16 protein-coding genes and 1 tRNA gene are annotated in these 15,580 nt (G+C 40.3%); 10 read left to right on the forward strand and 7 right to left on the reverse strand.

Annotated elements, in window-relative coordinates:
• Nucleotides 1-41: 41 nt before the first annotated feature.
• Nucleotides 42-117 (reverse strand) — tRNA-Gly (locus PVK70_RS13115).
• Between the two features lie 137 nt (nucleotides 118-254).
• Entirely contained in the window at nucleotides 255-800 is a 546-nt protein-coding gene (gene orn / locus PVK70_RS13120) for an oligoribonuclease (protein ID WP_130043856.1), read from the reverse strand.
• A gap of 99 nt (nucleotides 801-899) precedes the next feature.
• Here orn and rsgA point away from each other — a divergent pair, with 99 nt between their 5' ends.
• The 3 genes from rsgA (at nucleotide 900) to PVK70_RS13135 (ending at nucleotide 3,869) form a co-directional block, all read left to right on the forward strand.
• Nucleotides 900-1,955 carry a small ribosomal subunit biogenesis GTPase RsgA gene (rsgA, locus tag PVK70_RS13125; protein ID WP_130043855.1) on the forward strand — a complete coding sequence of 352 codons (1,056 nt, stop codon included), beginning with the start codon at nucleotides 900-902 and terminating at the stop codon, nucleotides 1,953-1,955.
• Between the two features lie 58 nt (nucleotides 1,956-2,013).
• Nucleotides 2,014-2,877: an archaetidylserine decarboxylase gene (gene asd, locus PVK70_RS13130; protein WP_130048555.1), complete on the forward strand. Its 864-nt coding sequence runs from the start codon at nucleotides 2,014-2,016 to the stop codon at nucleotides 2,875-2,877.
• Nucleotides 2,878-2,981: 104 nt separating this feature from the next.
• The gene (locus PVK70_RS13135) at nucleotides 2,982-3,869 is read left to right on the forward strand and encodes a DMT family transporter (RefSeq protein WP_130048554.1); all 888 of its coding nucleotides are present in this window, start codon (nucleotides 2,982-2,984) and stop codon (nucleotides 3,867-3,869) included.
• 16 nt (nucleotides 3,870-3,885) lie between these two features.
• On the opposite strand, the gene epmA is transcribed toward PVK70_RS13135, so the two are convergent.
• On the reverse strand, nucleotides 3,886-4,860 hold the full coding sequence (epmA, locus tag PVK70_RS13140) for an elongation factor P--(R)-beta-lysine ligase (RefSeq protein WP_207216414.1): 975 nt from the start codon (nucleotides 4,858-4,860) through the stop codon (nucleotides 3,886-3,888).
• A 407-nt stretch (nucleotides 4,861-5,267) separates the two neighbouring features.
• Here epmA and frdA point away from each other — a divergent pair, with 407 nt between their 5' ends.
• From frdA to frdD, 4 genes are read left to right on the forward strand one after another with little or no spacing between them, the layout of a single operon-like run.
• Complete coding sequence (gene frdA, locus PVK70_RS13145; RefSeq protein ID WP_130043850.1) at nucleotides 5,268-7,079, forward strand: fumarate reductase (quinol) flavoprotein subunit; 1,812 nt, start codon at nucleotides 5,268-5,270, stop codon at nucleotides 7,077-7,079.
• On the forward strand, nucleotides 7,079-7,822 hold the full coding sequence (locus PVK70_RS13150) for a succinate dehydrogenase/fumarate reductase iron-sulfur subunit (RefSeq protein ID WP_130043849.1): 744 nt from the start codon (nucleotides 7,079-7,081) through the stop codon (nucleotides 7,820-7,822). Before frdA ends, PVK70_RS13150 begins: the two co-directional genes overlap by 1 nt.
• A gap of 2 nt (nucleotides 7,823-7,824) precedes the next feature.
• Entirely contained in the window at nucleotides 7,825-8,208 is a 384-nt protein-coding gene (gene frdC, locus PVK70_RS13155) for a fumarate reductase subunit FrdC (RefSeq protein ID WP_012551226.1), read from the forward strand.
• An 11-nt stretch (nucleotides 8,209-8,219) separates the two neighbouring features.
• Nucleotides 8,220-8,582 (forward strand): fumarate reductase subunit FrdD, encoded by a 363-nt coding sequence (gene frdD, locus PVK70_RS13160; RefSeq protein WP_165367201.1) that lies wholly within the window; start codon nucleotides 8,220-8,222, stop codon nucleotides 8,580-8,582.
• 150 nt (nucleotides 8,583-8,732) lie between these two features.
• Here the strand turns inward: frdD and efp are convergent, their stop codons facing one another.
• Complete coding sequence (gene efp / locus PVK70_RS13165; RefSeq protein ID WP_130048551.1) at nucleotides 8,733-9,299, reverse strand: elongation factor P; 567 nt, start codon at nucleotides 9,297-9,299, stop codon at nucleotides 8,733-8,735.
• Between the two features lie 32 nt (nucleotides 9,300-9,331).
• Here efp and epmB point away from each other — a divergent pair, with 32 nt between their 5' ends.
• Complete coding sequence (gene epmB, locus PVK70_RS13170; RefSeq protein WP_130048550.1) at nucleotides 9,332-10,354, forward strand: EF-P beta-lysylation protein EpmB; 1,023 nt, start codon at nucleotides 9,332-9,334, stop codon at nucleotides 10,352-10,354.
• Between the two features lie 95 nt (nucleotides 10,355-10,449).
• On the opposite strand, the gene pfkA is transcribed toward epmB, so the two are convergent.
• The 3 genes from pfkA to PVK70_RS13185 form a co-directional block, all read right to left on the reverse strand.
• Nucleotides 10,450-11,412 carry a 6-phosphofructokinase gene (pfkA, locus tag PVK70_RS13175; protein ID WP_130048549.1) on the reverse strand — a complete coding sequence of 321 codons (963 nt, stop codon included), beginning with the start codon at nucleotides 11,410-11,412 and terminating at the stop codon, nucleotides 10,450-10,452.
• Nucleotides 11,413-11,630: 218 nt separating this feature from the next.
• Nucleotides 11,631-12,536 (reverse strand): CDF family cation-efflux transporter FieF, encoded by a 906-nt coding sequence (gene fieF, locus PVK70_RS13180; protein WP_130048548.1) that lies wholly within the window; start codon nucleotides 12,534-12,536, stop codon nucleotides 11,631-11,633.
• A gap of 159 nt (nucleotides 12,537-12,695) precedes the next feature.
• Nucleotides 12,696-13,190, reverse strand: coding sequence for a CpxP family protein (locus PVK70_RS13185; RefSeq protein ID WP_130048547.1), 495 nt, complete (start codon nucleotides 13,188-13,190; stop codon nucleotides 12,696-12,698).
• A 198-nt stretch (nucleotides 13,191-13,388) separates the two neighbouring features.
• Between PVK70_RS13185 and PVK70_RS13190 the strand changes: the two genes are divergently transcribed.
• Together PVK70_RS13190 and cpxA are read left to right on the forward strand one after the other, a co-directional pair.
• Entirely contained in the window at nucleotides 13,389-14,072 is a 684-nt protein-coding gene (locus tag PVK70_RS13190) for a response regulator (protein ID WP_130048546.1), read from the forward strand.
• A 3-nt stretch (nucleotides 14,073-14,075) separates the two neighbouring features.
• A complete protein-coding gene (cpxA, locus tag PVK70_RS13195; RefSeq protein ID WP_130048545.1) occupies nucleotides 14,076-15,467 on the forward strand; it encodes an envelope stress sensor histidine kinase CpxA in 1,392 nt (463 codons plus the stop codon).
• The last annotated feature ends 113 nt before the right edge of the window (nucleotides 15,468-15,580 follow it).

Raw genomic sequence — 15,580 nt, forward strand, 5'->3', positions numbered from 1 at the left:
TTTATCTTATCATTCAAAAAGTTGAACAAGAAGATTTAAATTGGAGCGACACACGAGGTTCGAACTCGTGACCTCAACCTTGGCAAGGTTGCGCTCTACCAGCTGAGCTAGTGTCGCATTCTGATAAGGAGTAGCTCCTCGTTCAGAGGCTGCGAATTATACGAGTAAAATGTGATGATGCAAGCGGATTTTAAAAAAAACGCGAGTTTTCTTTAAAATCCATCATTTTTAGCTCAACAATTCATCAGATGAAATTAAATTGTAAAAATATTTTGACGATAATACTTCAATTCAGCGATCGACTCTCTAATATCATCCAATGCTAAATGAGTACCTGACTTTTCAAAACCGTCTAATACTTCAGGCTTCCAACGGCGAGTTAACTCTTTAATTGTACTTACATCCACATAACGGTAATGAAAATACTCTTCCAGCTTAGGCATATGTTTGTATAAGAAACGACGATCTTGTCCGATACTGTTACCACAAATTGGTGACACACCTTTTGGTACCCATTGTTCAAGGAAAGCAATCGTCTCTTCAATCGCTGCCGCTTCATTATATTTACTTGCTTCTACACGAGCGACTAATCCACTGTTAGTATGTGTATTTGTGCACCAGTCATCCATCTTAGCCAATTCTTCTTCTGGCTGATGAATAGCAATAACAGGCCCTTCTGCTAAAATATTTAGCTGAGCATCAGTTACAATGGATGCGATTTCGATGATTTTATGTGTTTCAGGATCCAGCCCTGTCATCTCCAAATCAACCCAAATCAGGTTTTGATCATTAATTGCCATAGAGAATTGCCTATTTTGTAACTAAAAAGGGTATGATACTCGGGCCGATTTATCTTTCAACATAAAACTGAAAGCCAACCTTACAAGTGAAATAATTTCGTGGCAAAGAAAAAAAAGCTAACTAAAGGCCAAGTACGCCGAGTACGTTCTAATCAAAGCAAACGTATAGAAAAAATAAAAACCACTATCGAGTGGGATGAATCCTCGTTAGAAGCAGCTAAAGAAGGGTTAGTAATTACTCGCTTTGGTCAACATGCGGATATCGAAGATCCAGAAAGCAAAGAGATACATCGTTGTAATTTACGTCGAGGTATTGAAAGCTTAGTCTCAGGCGATCGTGTTATTTGGCGTCCAGGTACCGAAGTACTTGCAGGGATCTCTGGTGTTGTTGAAGCCGTTAAGCCACGCACATCAATACTCACTCGTCCAGATTATTATGACGGTATTAAACCCGTTGCAGCAAATGTTGACCAAATGGTCATTGTTTCTTCTATTCTTCCTGAACTGTCATTAAACATTATTGACCGTTACCTTATTGCGTCAGAAACATTGCATATAAAGCCGCTAATCGTACTAAACAAAGTCGATTTACTTTCTGAAAAAGAATTTACTGATGTTAAGCAACTTCTTAGTCTATATGAAGATATTGGCTATAAAGTAAAATACGTAAGTAAAGAATCAGGCTATGGCGTAGAAGAACTTGAAGCTGAGCTACGCGATCATATTAATATCTTTGTTGGTCAGTCAGGCGTTGGTAAATCAAGCTTAGTGAATGCATTAATGCCTGAACTTGAAATCATTGAAGGCGCAGTTTCTGAAAACTCAGGTCTTGGCCAACACACAACAACCGCAGCTCGTTTATATCATTTCCCTCATGGTGGTGATCTTATCGATTCTCCTGGGGTTCGTGAATTTGGCTTATGGCACCTAGAGAAAGAAGAAGTCACAGCGTCTTTCGTTGAGTTCAAAGGCTTTATTGGTGGCTGTAAGTTTAGAGACTGTAAACATAAAGATGATCCAGGCTGTATTCTTCAAGAAGCGGTAGCTAACGGAAAAATTTCCAAACTGCGCTTCGAAAGCTACCATCGAATTATTGAAAGTATGTCTGAGAACAAAGCCAATCGCCAATTCTCTCGCGGCAAAAAAGCCGATTAATAAACAAAGTAAAGATGTGGTAATATCCACATTAAGTGATCACTAGTAGGCAAATAACGTGTCAGATAATTTAAAAATTGGGTTACAATATTTAACCCCAAAACATGCACTTACTCGTTTGGCTGGCAAATTAGCATCAGCAAAAATGGGTTGGTTAACAACAGCGGTAATTAAGTGGTTCATTAAACAATACAAAGTTGACATGAACGAAGCTAAAAACCCAGATCCTAAAGCGTACTCTACGTTCAATAACTTCTTTGTTCGTGAATTAGAAGATGGCGCTCGCCCAATTGATGAAGACGCAAGCGTTATTTCTCATCCAGCGGACGCGTGTGTAAGTCAATTTGGCCCAATTACAGATGGTCAATTAGTTCAAGCTAAAGGTCATGTATATTCAGCTCAAGAGCTATTAGGTGGCGACGCTGATCTTGCTGAAGAATTTATGGGTGGCGAATTTGCAACTCTGTATTTATCACCAAGTGACTACCACCGTGTTCACATGCCTTGTGATGCAACACTACGTAAAATGATTTACGTTCCTGGTGATCTTTTCTCTGTAAACCCATTAACCGCAGAAAACGTACCAAATCTATTTGCTCGTAATGAGCGTGTAGTGTGTATTTTTGATACTGAGTTTGGCCCTATGGCTCAAGTTCTTGTTGGTGCAACCATCGTTGGTAGCATTGAAACAACATGGGCAGAGACGGTAACACCACCGACAGGTCCTGCAGTTAAAACATGGCATTACCCACTTTCTGGCGACGATATGATTTGCTTTAAGAAAGGTGAAGAGATGGGTCGCTTTAAATTAGGTTCAACAGTTATTAACTTATTTGCACCTAACTCAATTAAGTTTGATGCATCAATGGAAAATGGCGTTCCAACTCGTATGGGCACTCCATTTGCACATATTGCAAAATAAGTAATTTACTTAAAATAAAGCAAAAATAGCGAACCTTGTGTTCGCTATTTTTTTAAGTTCAGATAATCTAAAACTCATGACTAGTAATAATCAATGGAATGACAATGGGATATGAATGGTTAGCGCTTGGTGCCGCTTGTTTATGGGCACTATCAAGTATGATATCTGTCGCTCCTGCTCGCCACCTTGGTGCATTCGCTTATAGCCGCTGGCGTATGGGCTGCGTAACAATAATGCTCTCCACTCTCGCTTGGTTTACAGGCGGCTGGCTCTCTATTGATTCTTCTCACCTTTATCCAATGATGCTTTCTGGTTTGATAGGCATTTTCATTGGAGATACGGCCTTATTTGCCTGCTTCAATCGCATGGGACCTAGACAAGCTGGGTTACTCTTCTCATGCCATGCTCTATTTTCAGCTATCCTTGGTTACTGGCTATTTAATGAAACCTTACAAGGTTGGGAGCTAGTTGGTGCTATTTCAGTTTTCTCTGGCGTCTCAATTGCGATTTTCTTTGGTAAAAAAACAGACAATCAAGGGACATGGGATGAAGTCAAAGGCAATATTTGGATAGCCATATTTCTAGGGTTACTTGCTGCTTTTTGCCAAGCGCTTGGAGGGGTAATAGCAAAACCGGTGATGTTAACCAGTGCTGATCCGATTGCTGCATCAGCGATTCGAATGGCGTCAGCATTTGGTGCTCATAGTTTACTAAGAATGACTAATTTCCCTCTGGCACGACCAATTACGCCAATTAATGCACGTATTTTAGGTATTGTCGCATTGAATGGGTTTCTTGCTATGACTGTCGGTATGACGTTAATTTTATATGCTCTACAAAAAGGCAATGTAGGTATGGTAGCCCTGCTTTCTTCAACCACACCAATCATGATCTTACCTTTATTGTGGCTATACACAAAAAAAGCACCAAACCGTTTTGCTTGGTTAGGTGCTTTTTTAGCGGTCATTGGTACTGGATTAATCGTTAGCTAATTGAACGTAAAAATAACTAGGCTCTATCAAAAGGAAAAGCCATCACTTGATCGATGTGCTTTTCTCCCATAGCCAACATAATAAGACGATCGATACCTAGAGCAACACCAGCACAATCAGGAAGGCCTGCTTCTAGTGCCGCAATCAAATGATAGTCAATGGGTTGTTCAATTAATCCCATCGATTTACGTTTCGCATTGTCTTCTTCAAAACGAGCAAGTTGTTCTTTTGCATTATCCAATTCATGGAAACCATTCGCTAGTTCAATGCCTTTAAAGTACACCTCAAAACGTTCAGCCACTCTCTGATCCGTAGGATTAATCTTAGCAAGTGCAGCTTGAGAGGCTGGGAAGTCATAAACAAAAGCAGGAACCTCTAAGCCTATTTTCTCTTCAACCCCCATGCTAAATAGCAGCTGCAGTAATGTATCTCTATCTTCTTCAATATCCGCAATATCTGATAAGCCTAGAGGAGCGGCAACCGCTCTTAATTCATCCATAGATGATTCTAAAGGGCAAATACCAAGCACTTTAATAAAGGCTTCCTGATATGTCATACGCTCTGAATCATGACACTTTAACACCAACATCAGAAGCTCATTCATTTCATCCATTAGCTGATGATGATCAAAGCTTGGGCGATACCATTCCAACATCGTAAATTCAGGGTTATGGAAACGCCCGGCTTCTTCATTACGAAATGCTTTATTAATTTGGTAAATCGCACCACTGCCAGCCGCTAATAATCGCTTCATATGAAATTCAGGGCTAGTCATAAAATACAAATGCGCGCCATCGGCATAGCCAGGTCCAACAAAATCAGTTTGAAAGGTATGAAGATGCACATCTGTAACAGTGGCATGACTCATTGCAGGGGTATCTACTTCCATCACTTTTCGCTCAGAAAAGAACAAACGAATAGAAGTCATAATCTCAGCACGTTGCTGTAATTGCTCAATTGATGCACTTGGCATCCAATTTTGACTAGTCATAATCTTATACATTAGAAAAACTTATCCAAAATGATACCTGATAACCCACTTTAAGGTTACCTATTTTTTAACTTTATAAATACCCTTACCCATCAAGGGGATACGAGACCGATAAGAATCATTATCACTTACAAAGCAACAACTTAACTACAAATAGCAGCGAATATTAACAGCTTTAACTAGTTGACGGAGATCACATTATTTACAACAAACCACCCCATTAGTGGTACTTGCACGACAAAACTTTATCCATATCAATTTTTATTACAAAAGCTCACATAGAATAGGCATCAGAATTTTTAAGTTTTATTTGCTCTTTATTTGTCACACGAGCAGGCTAGATTCTCATAATTAATCACATTTAGGTGGTTAATTTAATTTTTTATCTTTTATCCCGGAGAATAACTGTGAAAACGATAACCACAGATATTGCAGTGATCGGCGCGGGCGGTGCAGGTCTACGTACTGCCATTGCAGCAGCAGAAGCGAACCCAGAGCTAGAAATTGCTCTAATCTCAAAAGTTTACCCAATGCGTTCGCACACTGTTGCCGCGGAAGGTGGGTCAGCAGCCGTGACCAAGGAAGAAGATACACTAGACAATCACTTCAACGATACTGTTGGCGGTGGTGATTGGCTGTGTGAACAGGATGTTGTTGAATACTTTGTAAAAAATGCATACCGCGAGATGACTCAATTAGAACAATGGGGTTGTCCTTGGAGCCGTAAAGAAAATGGCGAAGTAAACGTTCGTCGTTTTGGTGGTATGAAAGTTGAGCGTACATGGTTTGCTGCCGATAAGACTGGCTTCCATATGCTTCACACCCTATTCCAAACTTCAATGAAATACCCTCAAATCAACCGTTTTGATGAGTACTTTGTTGTTGATATTTTAGTTGAAGATGGTCAAGTTCAAGGTCTGATTGCTATTCATATGGCTGAAGGCGAACTTATTTGTATTAAAGCAAAATCTGTTGTTCTTGCAACGGGTGGCGCAGGTCGTGTTTACCACTGTAATACCAATGGCGGTATCGTTACTGGTGATGGTATGGCTATGGCATTCCGTCACGGTGTTCCACTGCGTGATATGGAATTTGTTCAATACCACCCAACGGGCCTACCTGGCACAGGCATCCTGATGACTGAAGGTTGTCGTGGTGAAGGCGGTATCATCGTAAACAAAAATGGTTACCGTTATCTACAAGATTACGGCATGGGTCCTGAGACTCCTGTTGGTGAGCCTAAGAACAAGTACATGGAGCTGGGTCCTCGTGACAAAGTTTCTCAAGCGTTCTGGCACGAACAACAAAAAGGCAACACTATCAAACACCCTCTTGGTGATGTAGTGCATTTGGATCTTCGTCACCTAGGTGAAGAGTACCTAAATGAACGTCTACCGTTTATCTGTGAGCTTTCAAAAGCCTACGTTAACGTTGATCCAGCAAAAGAGCCAATTCCAATTCGTCCTACTGTTCACTACACCATGGGTGGTATTGAAACGGATAAGAACAACGAAACAAACATCAAAGGTCTATTTGCTGTTGGTGAATGTTCTTCTGTTGGTCTTCACGGTGCAAACCGTCTGGGTTCAAACTCACTTGCTGAGTTAGTTGTATTTGGTCGCCTTGCAGGTGAAAAAGCCGCTGAGCGTGCTGCTGAATTCACAACTTGGAATGACGATGCTATCAAAGCACAAATTGAAGAAGTACAAGGCCGTATTGATGCATTACTAGCTCAAGAAGGCGATGAAAACTGGTCTGATATCCGTACGGAAATGGGCCATTCAATGGAAGCGGGTTGTGGTATCTATCGTAAAGAGCACGAGATGCAAGATACGATTGAGAAACTGGCTGAACTGAAAAAACGTTATAAAAACATCAGCATCAAAGATAAAGGCAAAGTGTTCAACACTGACCTATTATACGCTATTGAAGTAGGTTACGGCCTTGAAGTTGCTGAAACAATGGCTCACTCTGCGATTCTACGTAAAGAGTCTCGTGGTGCACACCAACGTCTAGATGAAGGTTGTACAGAACGTGATGATGTGAACTTCCTAAAACACTCATTAGCGTATTACAACAAAGATGCAGCGCCGACAATTAAATACAGCGATGTAACTATCACCAAATCTCAACCAAAAGCTCGCCTATACGGTGAAGCAGCAGAAAAAGCAGCAGCGGCAGAAGCTGAAGCAGCTAAGATCGCAGAGGAGCAAGCATAATGACAGCTGGTAAGAGAGTTCAAAAAGTAAGCATTATGCGTTACGACCCTATGGTAGATGAGAAACCTTATCTACAAGCGTTCGACGTACCTTGTGATGACACAACTTCTGTTCTTGATGCAATTGGTTACATCAAAGATAACCTAGACAAAAACCTATCTTACCGTTGGTCTTGTCGTATGGCGATCTGTGGCTCTTGTGGCATGATGGTAAACAACGTACCTAAGCTTGCTTGTAAAGCGTTCTTACGTGATTACCCAAATGGTTTAACACTAGAACCATTAGCAAACTTCCCTATCGAGAAAGACTTAATTGTTGATATGACGCCGTTCATCGAACGTCTAGAAGCAATCAAGCCTTATATTCTTGGTAACGACCGTACTCCAGATCAAGGTCCTAACACTCAGACTCCTGAGCAAATGGCAAAATACAAGCAGTTCGCTGGTTGTATCAACTGTGGTCTATGTTATGCAGCGTGTCCTCAATTCGGTCTAAACCCTGAATTCATCGGTCCTGCAGCACTAACACTGGCACACCGTTACAATCTTGATAGCCGTGATAACGGTTCTGCTGAGCGTATGAAGCTAATCAATGGCGACAACGGCGCATGGGGTTGTACGTTTGTAGGTTACTGTTCTGAAGTATGTCCAAAACACGTTGACCCTGCAGCAGCAGTTAACCAAGGTAAGATCGCATCGTCTCAAGACTTTGTTATCGCAATGCTTAAACCACAGGAGGCATAAGGATGAGCAACCGTAAACCTTACGTTCGCGAAATGACACGTACTTGGTGGAAAGATCACCCTTTCTACCGCTTCTACATGGTTCGTGAAGCAACAATTTTACCGCTAATTTTCTTTACTATCTGTCTGCTTGTTGGCTTAGGTAGTTTAGTGAAAGGTCCACTTGCTTGGGCTTCTTGGTTAGATTTCATGGCAAACCCTATTGTGGTTGCTCTGAACATTGTTGCTTTAGCGGGTAGCTTATTCCATGCTCAAACATTCTTTAGCATGATGCCGCAAGTAATGCCTATTCGTCTTGGTGGTAAAACACTGGATAAGAAAGTCGTTGTTCTTGCACAATGGGCAGCAGTTGCTGCAATCACACTACTTGTATTGGTTATCGTTTAAGGAGAATTATTGTGGTAAATCTTAATCCAAAGCGTTCTGACGAACCAGTATGGTGGGGCTTATTCGGTGCCGGTGGTACTTGGTTTGCAATGCTAACACCAGTAACTATCTTAGTTCTTGGTATTTTAGTTCCACTAGGTGTGATTGGTCCTGAATCAATGAACTACCTACGTGTTGCTGGTTTTGTTACTAGCATCATTGGTGCATTATTTGTTATCGGTTCTATCTCTATGCCTATGTGGCATGCGATGCACCGTTTACATCATGGTATGCACGACCTAAAATTCCACACAGGTACTGCGGGTAAAATCGCATGTTACGCAGCGGCTGCTCTAGCAACTGTATTATCTGTTGTGTTTATCTTCATGATCTAATCATCATTTAGATACAAAAAAAGGTTGGCTTGATGCCAACCTTTTTTGTATCTACGATACCCATTCCCATTAATTATCTAATAGTATAGATAATAAAAAAGGCCACCGAAGTGACCTCTTATATAAAGCTATTCTCGATATAAATCGAAATTACTTCACACGACCAACATATTCGCCAGTACGCGTATCAACTTTAACTACTTCGCCGATAGCGATGAATAGTGGAACACGAACTACTGCACCAGTAGAAAGCGTTGCTGGTTTACCACCAGTACCTTGAGTATCACCTTTCAGACCAGGGTCGGTTTCAGTTACTTCGATCTCAACAAAATTTGGCGGTGTTACTGTAATTGGATTATCATTCCAAAGAGTCAGTGTACAAGTGTCGTTTTCTACTAACCATTTAGCAGCGTCACCTACTGATTTAACATCAGCGGCGATTTGCTCAAAGCTTACGCTATTCATGAAGTGGTAGAATTCACCGTCGCTGTATAGGTAGTCTAGATCTACATCGACTACATCAGCAAGCTCAAAGCTTTCACCTGATTTAAATGTTTTTTCTAGTGTCTTACCAGAAAGCAATTTACGAAGTTTTACACGGTTGAATGCTTGGCCTTTACCAGGTTTCACATATTCGTTCTCGATAATTGAGCATGGCTCATTATCTAGCATAAATTTCAAACCGCCTTTGAATTCATTGGTACTTACTGACGCCATGATTTCCTCTTAACATCGTTGAGTTATAAATAATGTCACACATAATAACCCGAAATGACGCTCCTGTTGAGCAAAACTGGCTCAAAGAACTAGCTAATGCGATCTCTGACCCTCATCAGTTACTCTCAACACTAGGTATTGATAGCTCTTCATGGGAGAAAGGTCTAGAAGCGAAAAAGTTATTTGCGTTACGTGTGCCGACAAGTTTTGTCGATAGAATGGAATTTGGCAACCCTTTTGATCCTTTATTACGCCAAGTATTGCCTTTAGATCAAGAATTCGAGGTACATGAAGGATATTCGAACGATCCTTTAGAGGAACAAGACAACGAACAACCGGGTTTACTGCATAAATACAAAAACCGAGTTCTGTTGATTGTAAAGGGAGGTTGTGCCGTGAATTGTCGTTATTGCTTCCGCCGTCATTTCCCATATCAAGATAACAAAGGCAGTAAGGCTATTTGGCAAGAGTCCATCGATTACATTGCAAATCATCCTGAAGTAAATGAAGTCATTTTTTCTGGTGGTGATCCTTTAATGGCAAAAGATCATGAACTGACATGGTTAATTGAACATATTGAAGCGATTCCGCACATCAAGCGCCTTCGTATCCACTCTCGCTTACCGGTAGTAATACCAAACCGTATTACTGATACGTTGTGTCAGCTATTTAAACAAACACGCTTACAAATCATTCTAGTGACTCATATTAACCATGCTAACGAAATTAACTTTGAGTTAGTAAATAAAATGACTCAATTAAAACAATCAAACGTCACGCTATTAAATCAAAGTGTATTACTTAAAGATGTGAATGATACAACAGAGGCACTGACTGATTTAAGTGAGGCATTATTTGATGCGGGCATTTTACCCTATTACCTTCATGTATTAGATAAGGTGCAAGGTGCTGCTCATTTCTTTGTTTCTGATGAAAAAGCAAAGCAATTAATGGGGGAGTTAATTGAAAATGTTTCTGGTTATCTTGTTCCGACACTTGCCAGAGAAATTGGTGGTAGAAAAAGTAAAACACCTCTCGATTTATATTTAGAGTAATTCCATTAACATAATTCCTTTGAATCATAAGTATTCAGATATAAAAAAACCGAAGCGAATGCTTCGGTTTTTTATCTCTAACGTTTAATTCTAAATTAGAATAACTCTTCAGCTACTTTGTATAGCTCAATTTTTTCTGGGCGACGCATGTTTTCAATTGCATCGATGATATCGTGATGAACTAGTTGCTCATTCTGAATACCAACACAACGACCACCGTGACCATCAATCAACAATTTAACACCGAAGTTACCCATACGAGACGCTAGGATACGGTCAAATGCGCCAGGTTGGCCGCCACGCTGAATGTGACCAAGAACAGTTGCACGAGTTTCACGACCTGTTTCAGCTTCGATTTCTTTTGCTAAACTATTAACATCAGTCATTAACTCAGTGATAGCGATGATTGCGTGCTTTTTGCCTTTCGCAATGCCATCTTGAATGTTCTGAATTAACGCGTCTTTATTTAGACCAGTTTCTGGAGTAATAACGTATTCACAACCACCAGCAATTGCAGCCATTAATGTTAAATCACCACAGTGACGGCCCATAACTTCTACAATAGAGATACGTTGGTGAGAAGAAGACGTATCACGTAAGCGGTCAATCGCATCAATAACTGTGTTTAACGCCGTTAGGTAACCAATAGTGTAGTCAGTACCCGCGATATCATTATCGATTGTGCCAGGCAGACCGATACATGGGTAACCCATCTCAGTTAGCTTCTTAGCGCCCATGTAAGAACCGTCACCACCGATAACAATTAATGCATCGATATCGTGTTTTTTAAGGTTCTCGATCGCTTTTTCACGAACAGCAACTTCTTTAAACTCAGGAAAACGTGCTGAACCTAAAAATGTACCGCCGCGGTTGATCATATCAGATACGCTATGGCGCTCTAATTTCTCGATACGATCTTCAACAAGACCTAAGTAGCCATCATGAATACCAAATACTTCTAGGCCTTCCGTCAATGCTGTACGAACAACACCACGAACTGCCGCATTCATACCCGGCGCATCGCCACCACTTGTTAAAACACCAATCTTCTTGACCATGGTTACCCTCTAATATGGTTGGGAATTTCAATTTCAATTTCTAATACAGCAAGTAAACTCCCTAATCTACTCACCATTAATAATCTGTAATTTTTTTTCTTATGTAAGAGTATTACCAGTTTACTGAAAAAGTTCGTTGATTCACATCAGAATCAATCACGACTGTTTCATTTTTCTGTTACGAAAAAACAATTATTGCTAATAATACTACGTACTCACTAACTAAACTGACTCTGCTCTCTGTCTGAGTCTAGCACAACTGAAAGTGGGTCTTGATGAATTATAATATCAGAATGTGGAAATACTGTTAAAAGTTCGTCTTCAACTTTATCCGCTATACGATGTGCTTCAACTAATGGCATATGATCTGGCAACTCTAAATGCAGTTGAATAAATCGGGTTGGGCCGGCTAAACGCGTTCGTAAATCATGAATGCCTTTAACCCCTTCGACTCGACAACACGCCTCTCTTATCTGATCCAACTCTTCTTGTGGCAGCTGTCTATCAAGTAATAGTTGAATCGCCTCATACGCCATTTTAAATGCGCTAATTAAAATATACACACCAATGACTAAGGCAAAAATAGCATCAGCTTGATGCCAACCATACCAACTTAATGCAAGTGCTAACATAATAGCGGCATTCATGAATAAATCGGTTTTGTAATGTAATGAATCCGCAGCAATAGCCTGACTTCCCGTCTGTTTAACTACCCATTGCTGGAACATAACAAGGCCAAGAGTTAACACAATAGCAAACCCACTGACATACACCCCTAACTCAGGAGCAATAACATCTTGAGGACGGAAAAAACGCTCAACCCCATTCAATAATAAGAAGCAAGCAGAACCAGAAATAAACATTGCCTGAGCTAACGCCGCTAGCGACTCCGCCTTACCATGCCCAAAACGGTGCTCCTCATCAGCAGGTTGTAATGCGTAACGGACGACTAAAAGGTTAGTGATAGATGCGCCCATATCAAGTAAAGAGTCAACTAACGAAGCCAATAAACTGACTGAACCTGTCACCCACCAAGTTCCTAATTTAAATAGCATTAAAATTGTCGCAACAATGGTTGCAAGCCATGCAGCCGTAGTCACTAAAGACGCGTATCGTTGAGTCATGTTTAATCCATCTACCTAAAAATCAAACTTTAGTATAAAGGGTTACGCTCAAGATAGTTATTCCATTTATTAATATATTTACAACAAAACAGGTCTAAACAAAAAACGGGCCTTTATTTATCATAAAGGCCCGTTTTCATTTTCTAGAGATAATTGCGTTTATTTAGCGCAATCAGCAATGTACTTATCTTGATTTGCTTTAAATTCTGCTTTTTGCTCTGGCGTTAGAATATTCATCATTTCATGACGTTTTTTCATCATTTCAACACGGCGATCGATTTGACGCTGTGACATTTTTTCAGCTAAATCACGTACTGCCTGCTCATCAAAATTATCCGCTAACATTAAGTTTTGCATCGCTTCATGATCGGCTTTCATTTCAGCCGTTGGCTGACGTTTTTGGCCTTTCTTCGCTTTCATTTCAGCTTTACGAGCGTCACGCATTTCATCAAATTTATCTTCTTGTGCATCAGTAAGATCTAAATCTTTAAACGCCTTCTTATTTGCTTTCATCATACACTTACCACCGTGCATGCCTTCACCGCCTTTCATTCCACCTTCGTGATGGCCACCACCAAAAGCAAATGCCGATGCAGAAGCAAAAGAAAGAGGAAGAACAACTGCGCCTAAAATCATTTTTTTCATCATGTTCATTGTGTTATCTCCGTTACAGAAAATGGGTTTCAATCAAAAATCAGCTTGCTGCTGCTTGGTATGGAGTAAGAATAGCTCAGTCAACGTAAATGAGTGTATTTTGTGCGTAAAGCAACGTAAAGGTTATTTTGAAGGTTGGTATTCCTTCATTTATTTGGCGATACTACACTCAGAAACTATTTATGTAGGTGAATAAAAATGGCAAAGATTTTATTAGTTGATGACGATATTGAGCTAACCGCGCTACTAAAAGACATCCTAAGTTTAGAAGGTTATCAGGTTACGGAAGCAAATAATGGCATTGAAGGCCTTGAAGCGATCACTAATGATTTAGACTTGATCCTACTTGATATCATGATGCCAAAAATGAATGGCATGGACATGCTTCGTAAATTACGAGAGACCAATGAAACTCCGGTATTAATGCTTACAGCAAAAGGAGAAGAAATTGATCGTGTTATTGGTTTAGAACTTGGTGCCGATGATTACCTACCAAAACCTTTTAGTGATAGAGAACTACTGGCTCGTATTCGCGCTATTTTACGTCGTACACAAAATAAAACCAAAGAGACCAACAGCAGCAGCATTAAATATCAAGGCATTGAGATATTTATAGGCAAACAAGAAGCCTATAATCATGGTGAATTACTGGACTTAACCGGTACTGAGTTTGGGTTATTGTCTCAATTTATTCAAAAACCAGGAGAGATCATCTCTAAAGAAGAACTCAGCCTAGAAGTGCTTGGTAAACGCCTAGCACCCTTTGATCGCGCTATTGATATGCACGTTTCAAACTTACGTAAAAAATTACCACCACTCTCAGAAGGAAAGCCACGCATTAAAACCTTACGTGGTCGTGGTTATTTGTTTGTTGAGGAATGAGTGGTGTTTAAAGTAAATACACGCTTCCCTCTTTTATCCAGCTTATATGGCCGTATCTTTGCCATATTTTGGTTTACCTTATTATTGGTTTTAATTGGGGTTGTTATTGGCCCTAATTTTGATCCACGATCTCGCCATAATATCGCAACTGAACATCTTACTAAAATGACTCAAATTGCTGCCTACATTACAGGGAAATACTCTGAGCGCGACAATTTAAAAAAGACCTTAAAAGAGATTAGCCATAAAGCACATCAACACGATGAAAACCTCGATCTATTTTTCACAACCCCTACTGGCGAAATTTTAGATAAACCTAAAGAGCTACGAGGAAGAAAAAAAGCGTTACTTAACTTTTTAACACTTTCTGATGATCCTGATCTTCCTCAACAAAAACTGTATGGTAGAACCATGATGGCGGGGCCTTTTGATATCGTCATCGCCCATGAAACCGTGTACATGTATGTGGGACGATATTGGAAAAAGCCCCCCCCATTTATTCTTAGAATATTAGATAAACCAGGGCAATTATTACTAGTGACCATGCTCGTTAGTACGCCTTTTTTACTTTGGCTTGCTTGGGCGTTAAGTCAACCTGCAAGACGTTTACAAAAAGCAGCAGAGCGGGTTGCTAAGGGTCAATTTGAAAAAGATGAAGCATTAGAAAAAGGGCCAAAAGAATTTAGAAAAACAGGGCAAAGCTTTAATCAGATGGTCGGGTCACTCAACACCATGATCTCAGGCCAACAGCGCTTATTATCTGATATTTCTCATGAACTACGCTCTCCCTTAACTCGTTTAAGAATGGCAACAGCCCTTGCCACTCGTAAGCAAGGTGAAAGCGCAGAGTTATCTCGTATTGATATGGAAGCGGATCGCTTAGAGCAGATGATTTCTGAGCTATTAGAACTCTCTCGAATACAAGTAAACAGCCATCAAGAACGAGAGAAAACTGACGCTTACTCATTATGGTTTGATATTTTAGAAGATGCCAAATTTGAGGCTGAGCATTCAAATAAAATACTGACTTATTCTGATTTAAAAGAAACGCCTATTTTTGGTAACCCTAATCTATTAATGAGTGCGGTTGAAAACGTAATACGCAATGCTATTAAGTACGGTAATGATGTGGTCACTGTGAATATCAATGATAATGGCAACATTCTCACCATCACCGTTGATGACAATGGTGATGGTGTACCAGAAGATGAACTCAAGGATATCTTCAAACCCTTCTATCGAGTATCTACCGCTCGAGATCGAAGCAGTGGCGGAACAGGTCTTGGTCTGGCGATTACCGAAAGTGCTATTCACCAGCACAGCGGCACCATCATTGCGAGTAAAAGCCCTCTTGGCGGATTGCGCATGACCATTACACTACCTATCGAACAATAATGACTTGTCGCAACATGGCTTATCTCAAAGTAAGCCATGTTGTTACTCGTATTCCCTACCCCGATACCTATCAATTAGATATACTGAGTTTACTTTCCGTTATTCAAGAGTTC

The sequence above is a fragment of the Aliivibrio sp. A6 genome, from assembly GCF_028765505.1.
Lineage (GTDB): Bacteria > Pseudomonadota > Gammaproteobacteria > Enterobacterales > Vibrionaceae > Aliivibrio > Aliivibrio finisterrensis_A.

Coding starts and splice junctions, on each gene's coding strand:
- frdC (WP_012551226.1), top strand. CDS start 7,825: ATGAGCAACCGTAAACCTTACGTTCGCGAAATGACACGTACTTGGTGG.
- epmB (WP_130048550.1), top strand. CDS start 9,332: ATGTCACACATAATAACCCGAAATGACGCTCCTGTTGAGCAAAACTGG.
- efp (WP_130048551.1), bottom strand. CDS start 9,299: ATGGCGTCAGTAAGTACCAATGAATTCAAAGGCGGTTTGAAATTTATG.
- PVK70_RS13150 (WP_130043849.1), top strand. CDS start 7,079: ATGACAGCTGGTAAGAGAGTTCAAAAAGTAAGCATTATGCGTTACGAC.
- orn (WP_130043856.1), bottom strand. CDS start 800: ATGGCAATTAATGATCAAAACCTGATTTGGGTTGATTTGGAGATGACA.
- PVK70_RS13190 (WP_130048546.1), top strand. CDS start 13,389: ATGGCAAAGATTTTATTAGTTGATGACGATATTGAGCTAACCGCGCTA.
- PVK70_RS13185 (WP_130048547.1), bottom strand. CDS start 13,190: ATGAACATGATGAAAAAAATGATTTTAGGCGCAGTTGTTCTTCCTCTT.
- PVK70_RS13135 (WP_130048554.1), top strand. CDS start 2,982: ATGGGATATGAATGGTTAGCGCTTGGTGCCGCTTGTTTATGGGCACTA.
- fieF (WP_130048548.1), bottom strand. CDS start 12,536: ATGACTCAACGATACGCGTCTTTAGTGACTACGGCTGCATGGCTTGCA.
- epmA (WP_207216414.1), bottom strand. CDS start 4,860: ATGACTAGTCAAAATTGGATGCCAAGTGCATCAATTGAGCAATTACAG.
- pfkA (WP_130048549.1), bottom strand. CDS start 11,412: ATGGTCAAGAAGATTGGTGTTTTAACAAGTGGTGGCGATGCGCCGGGT.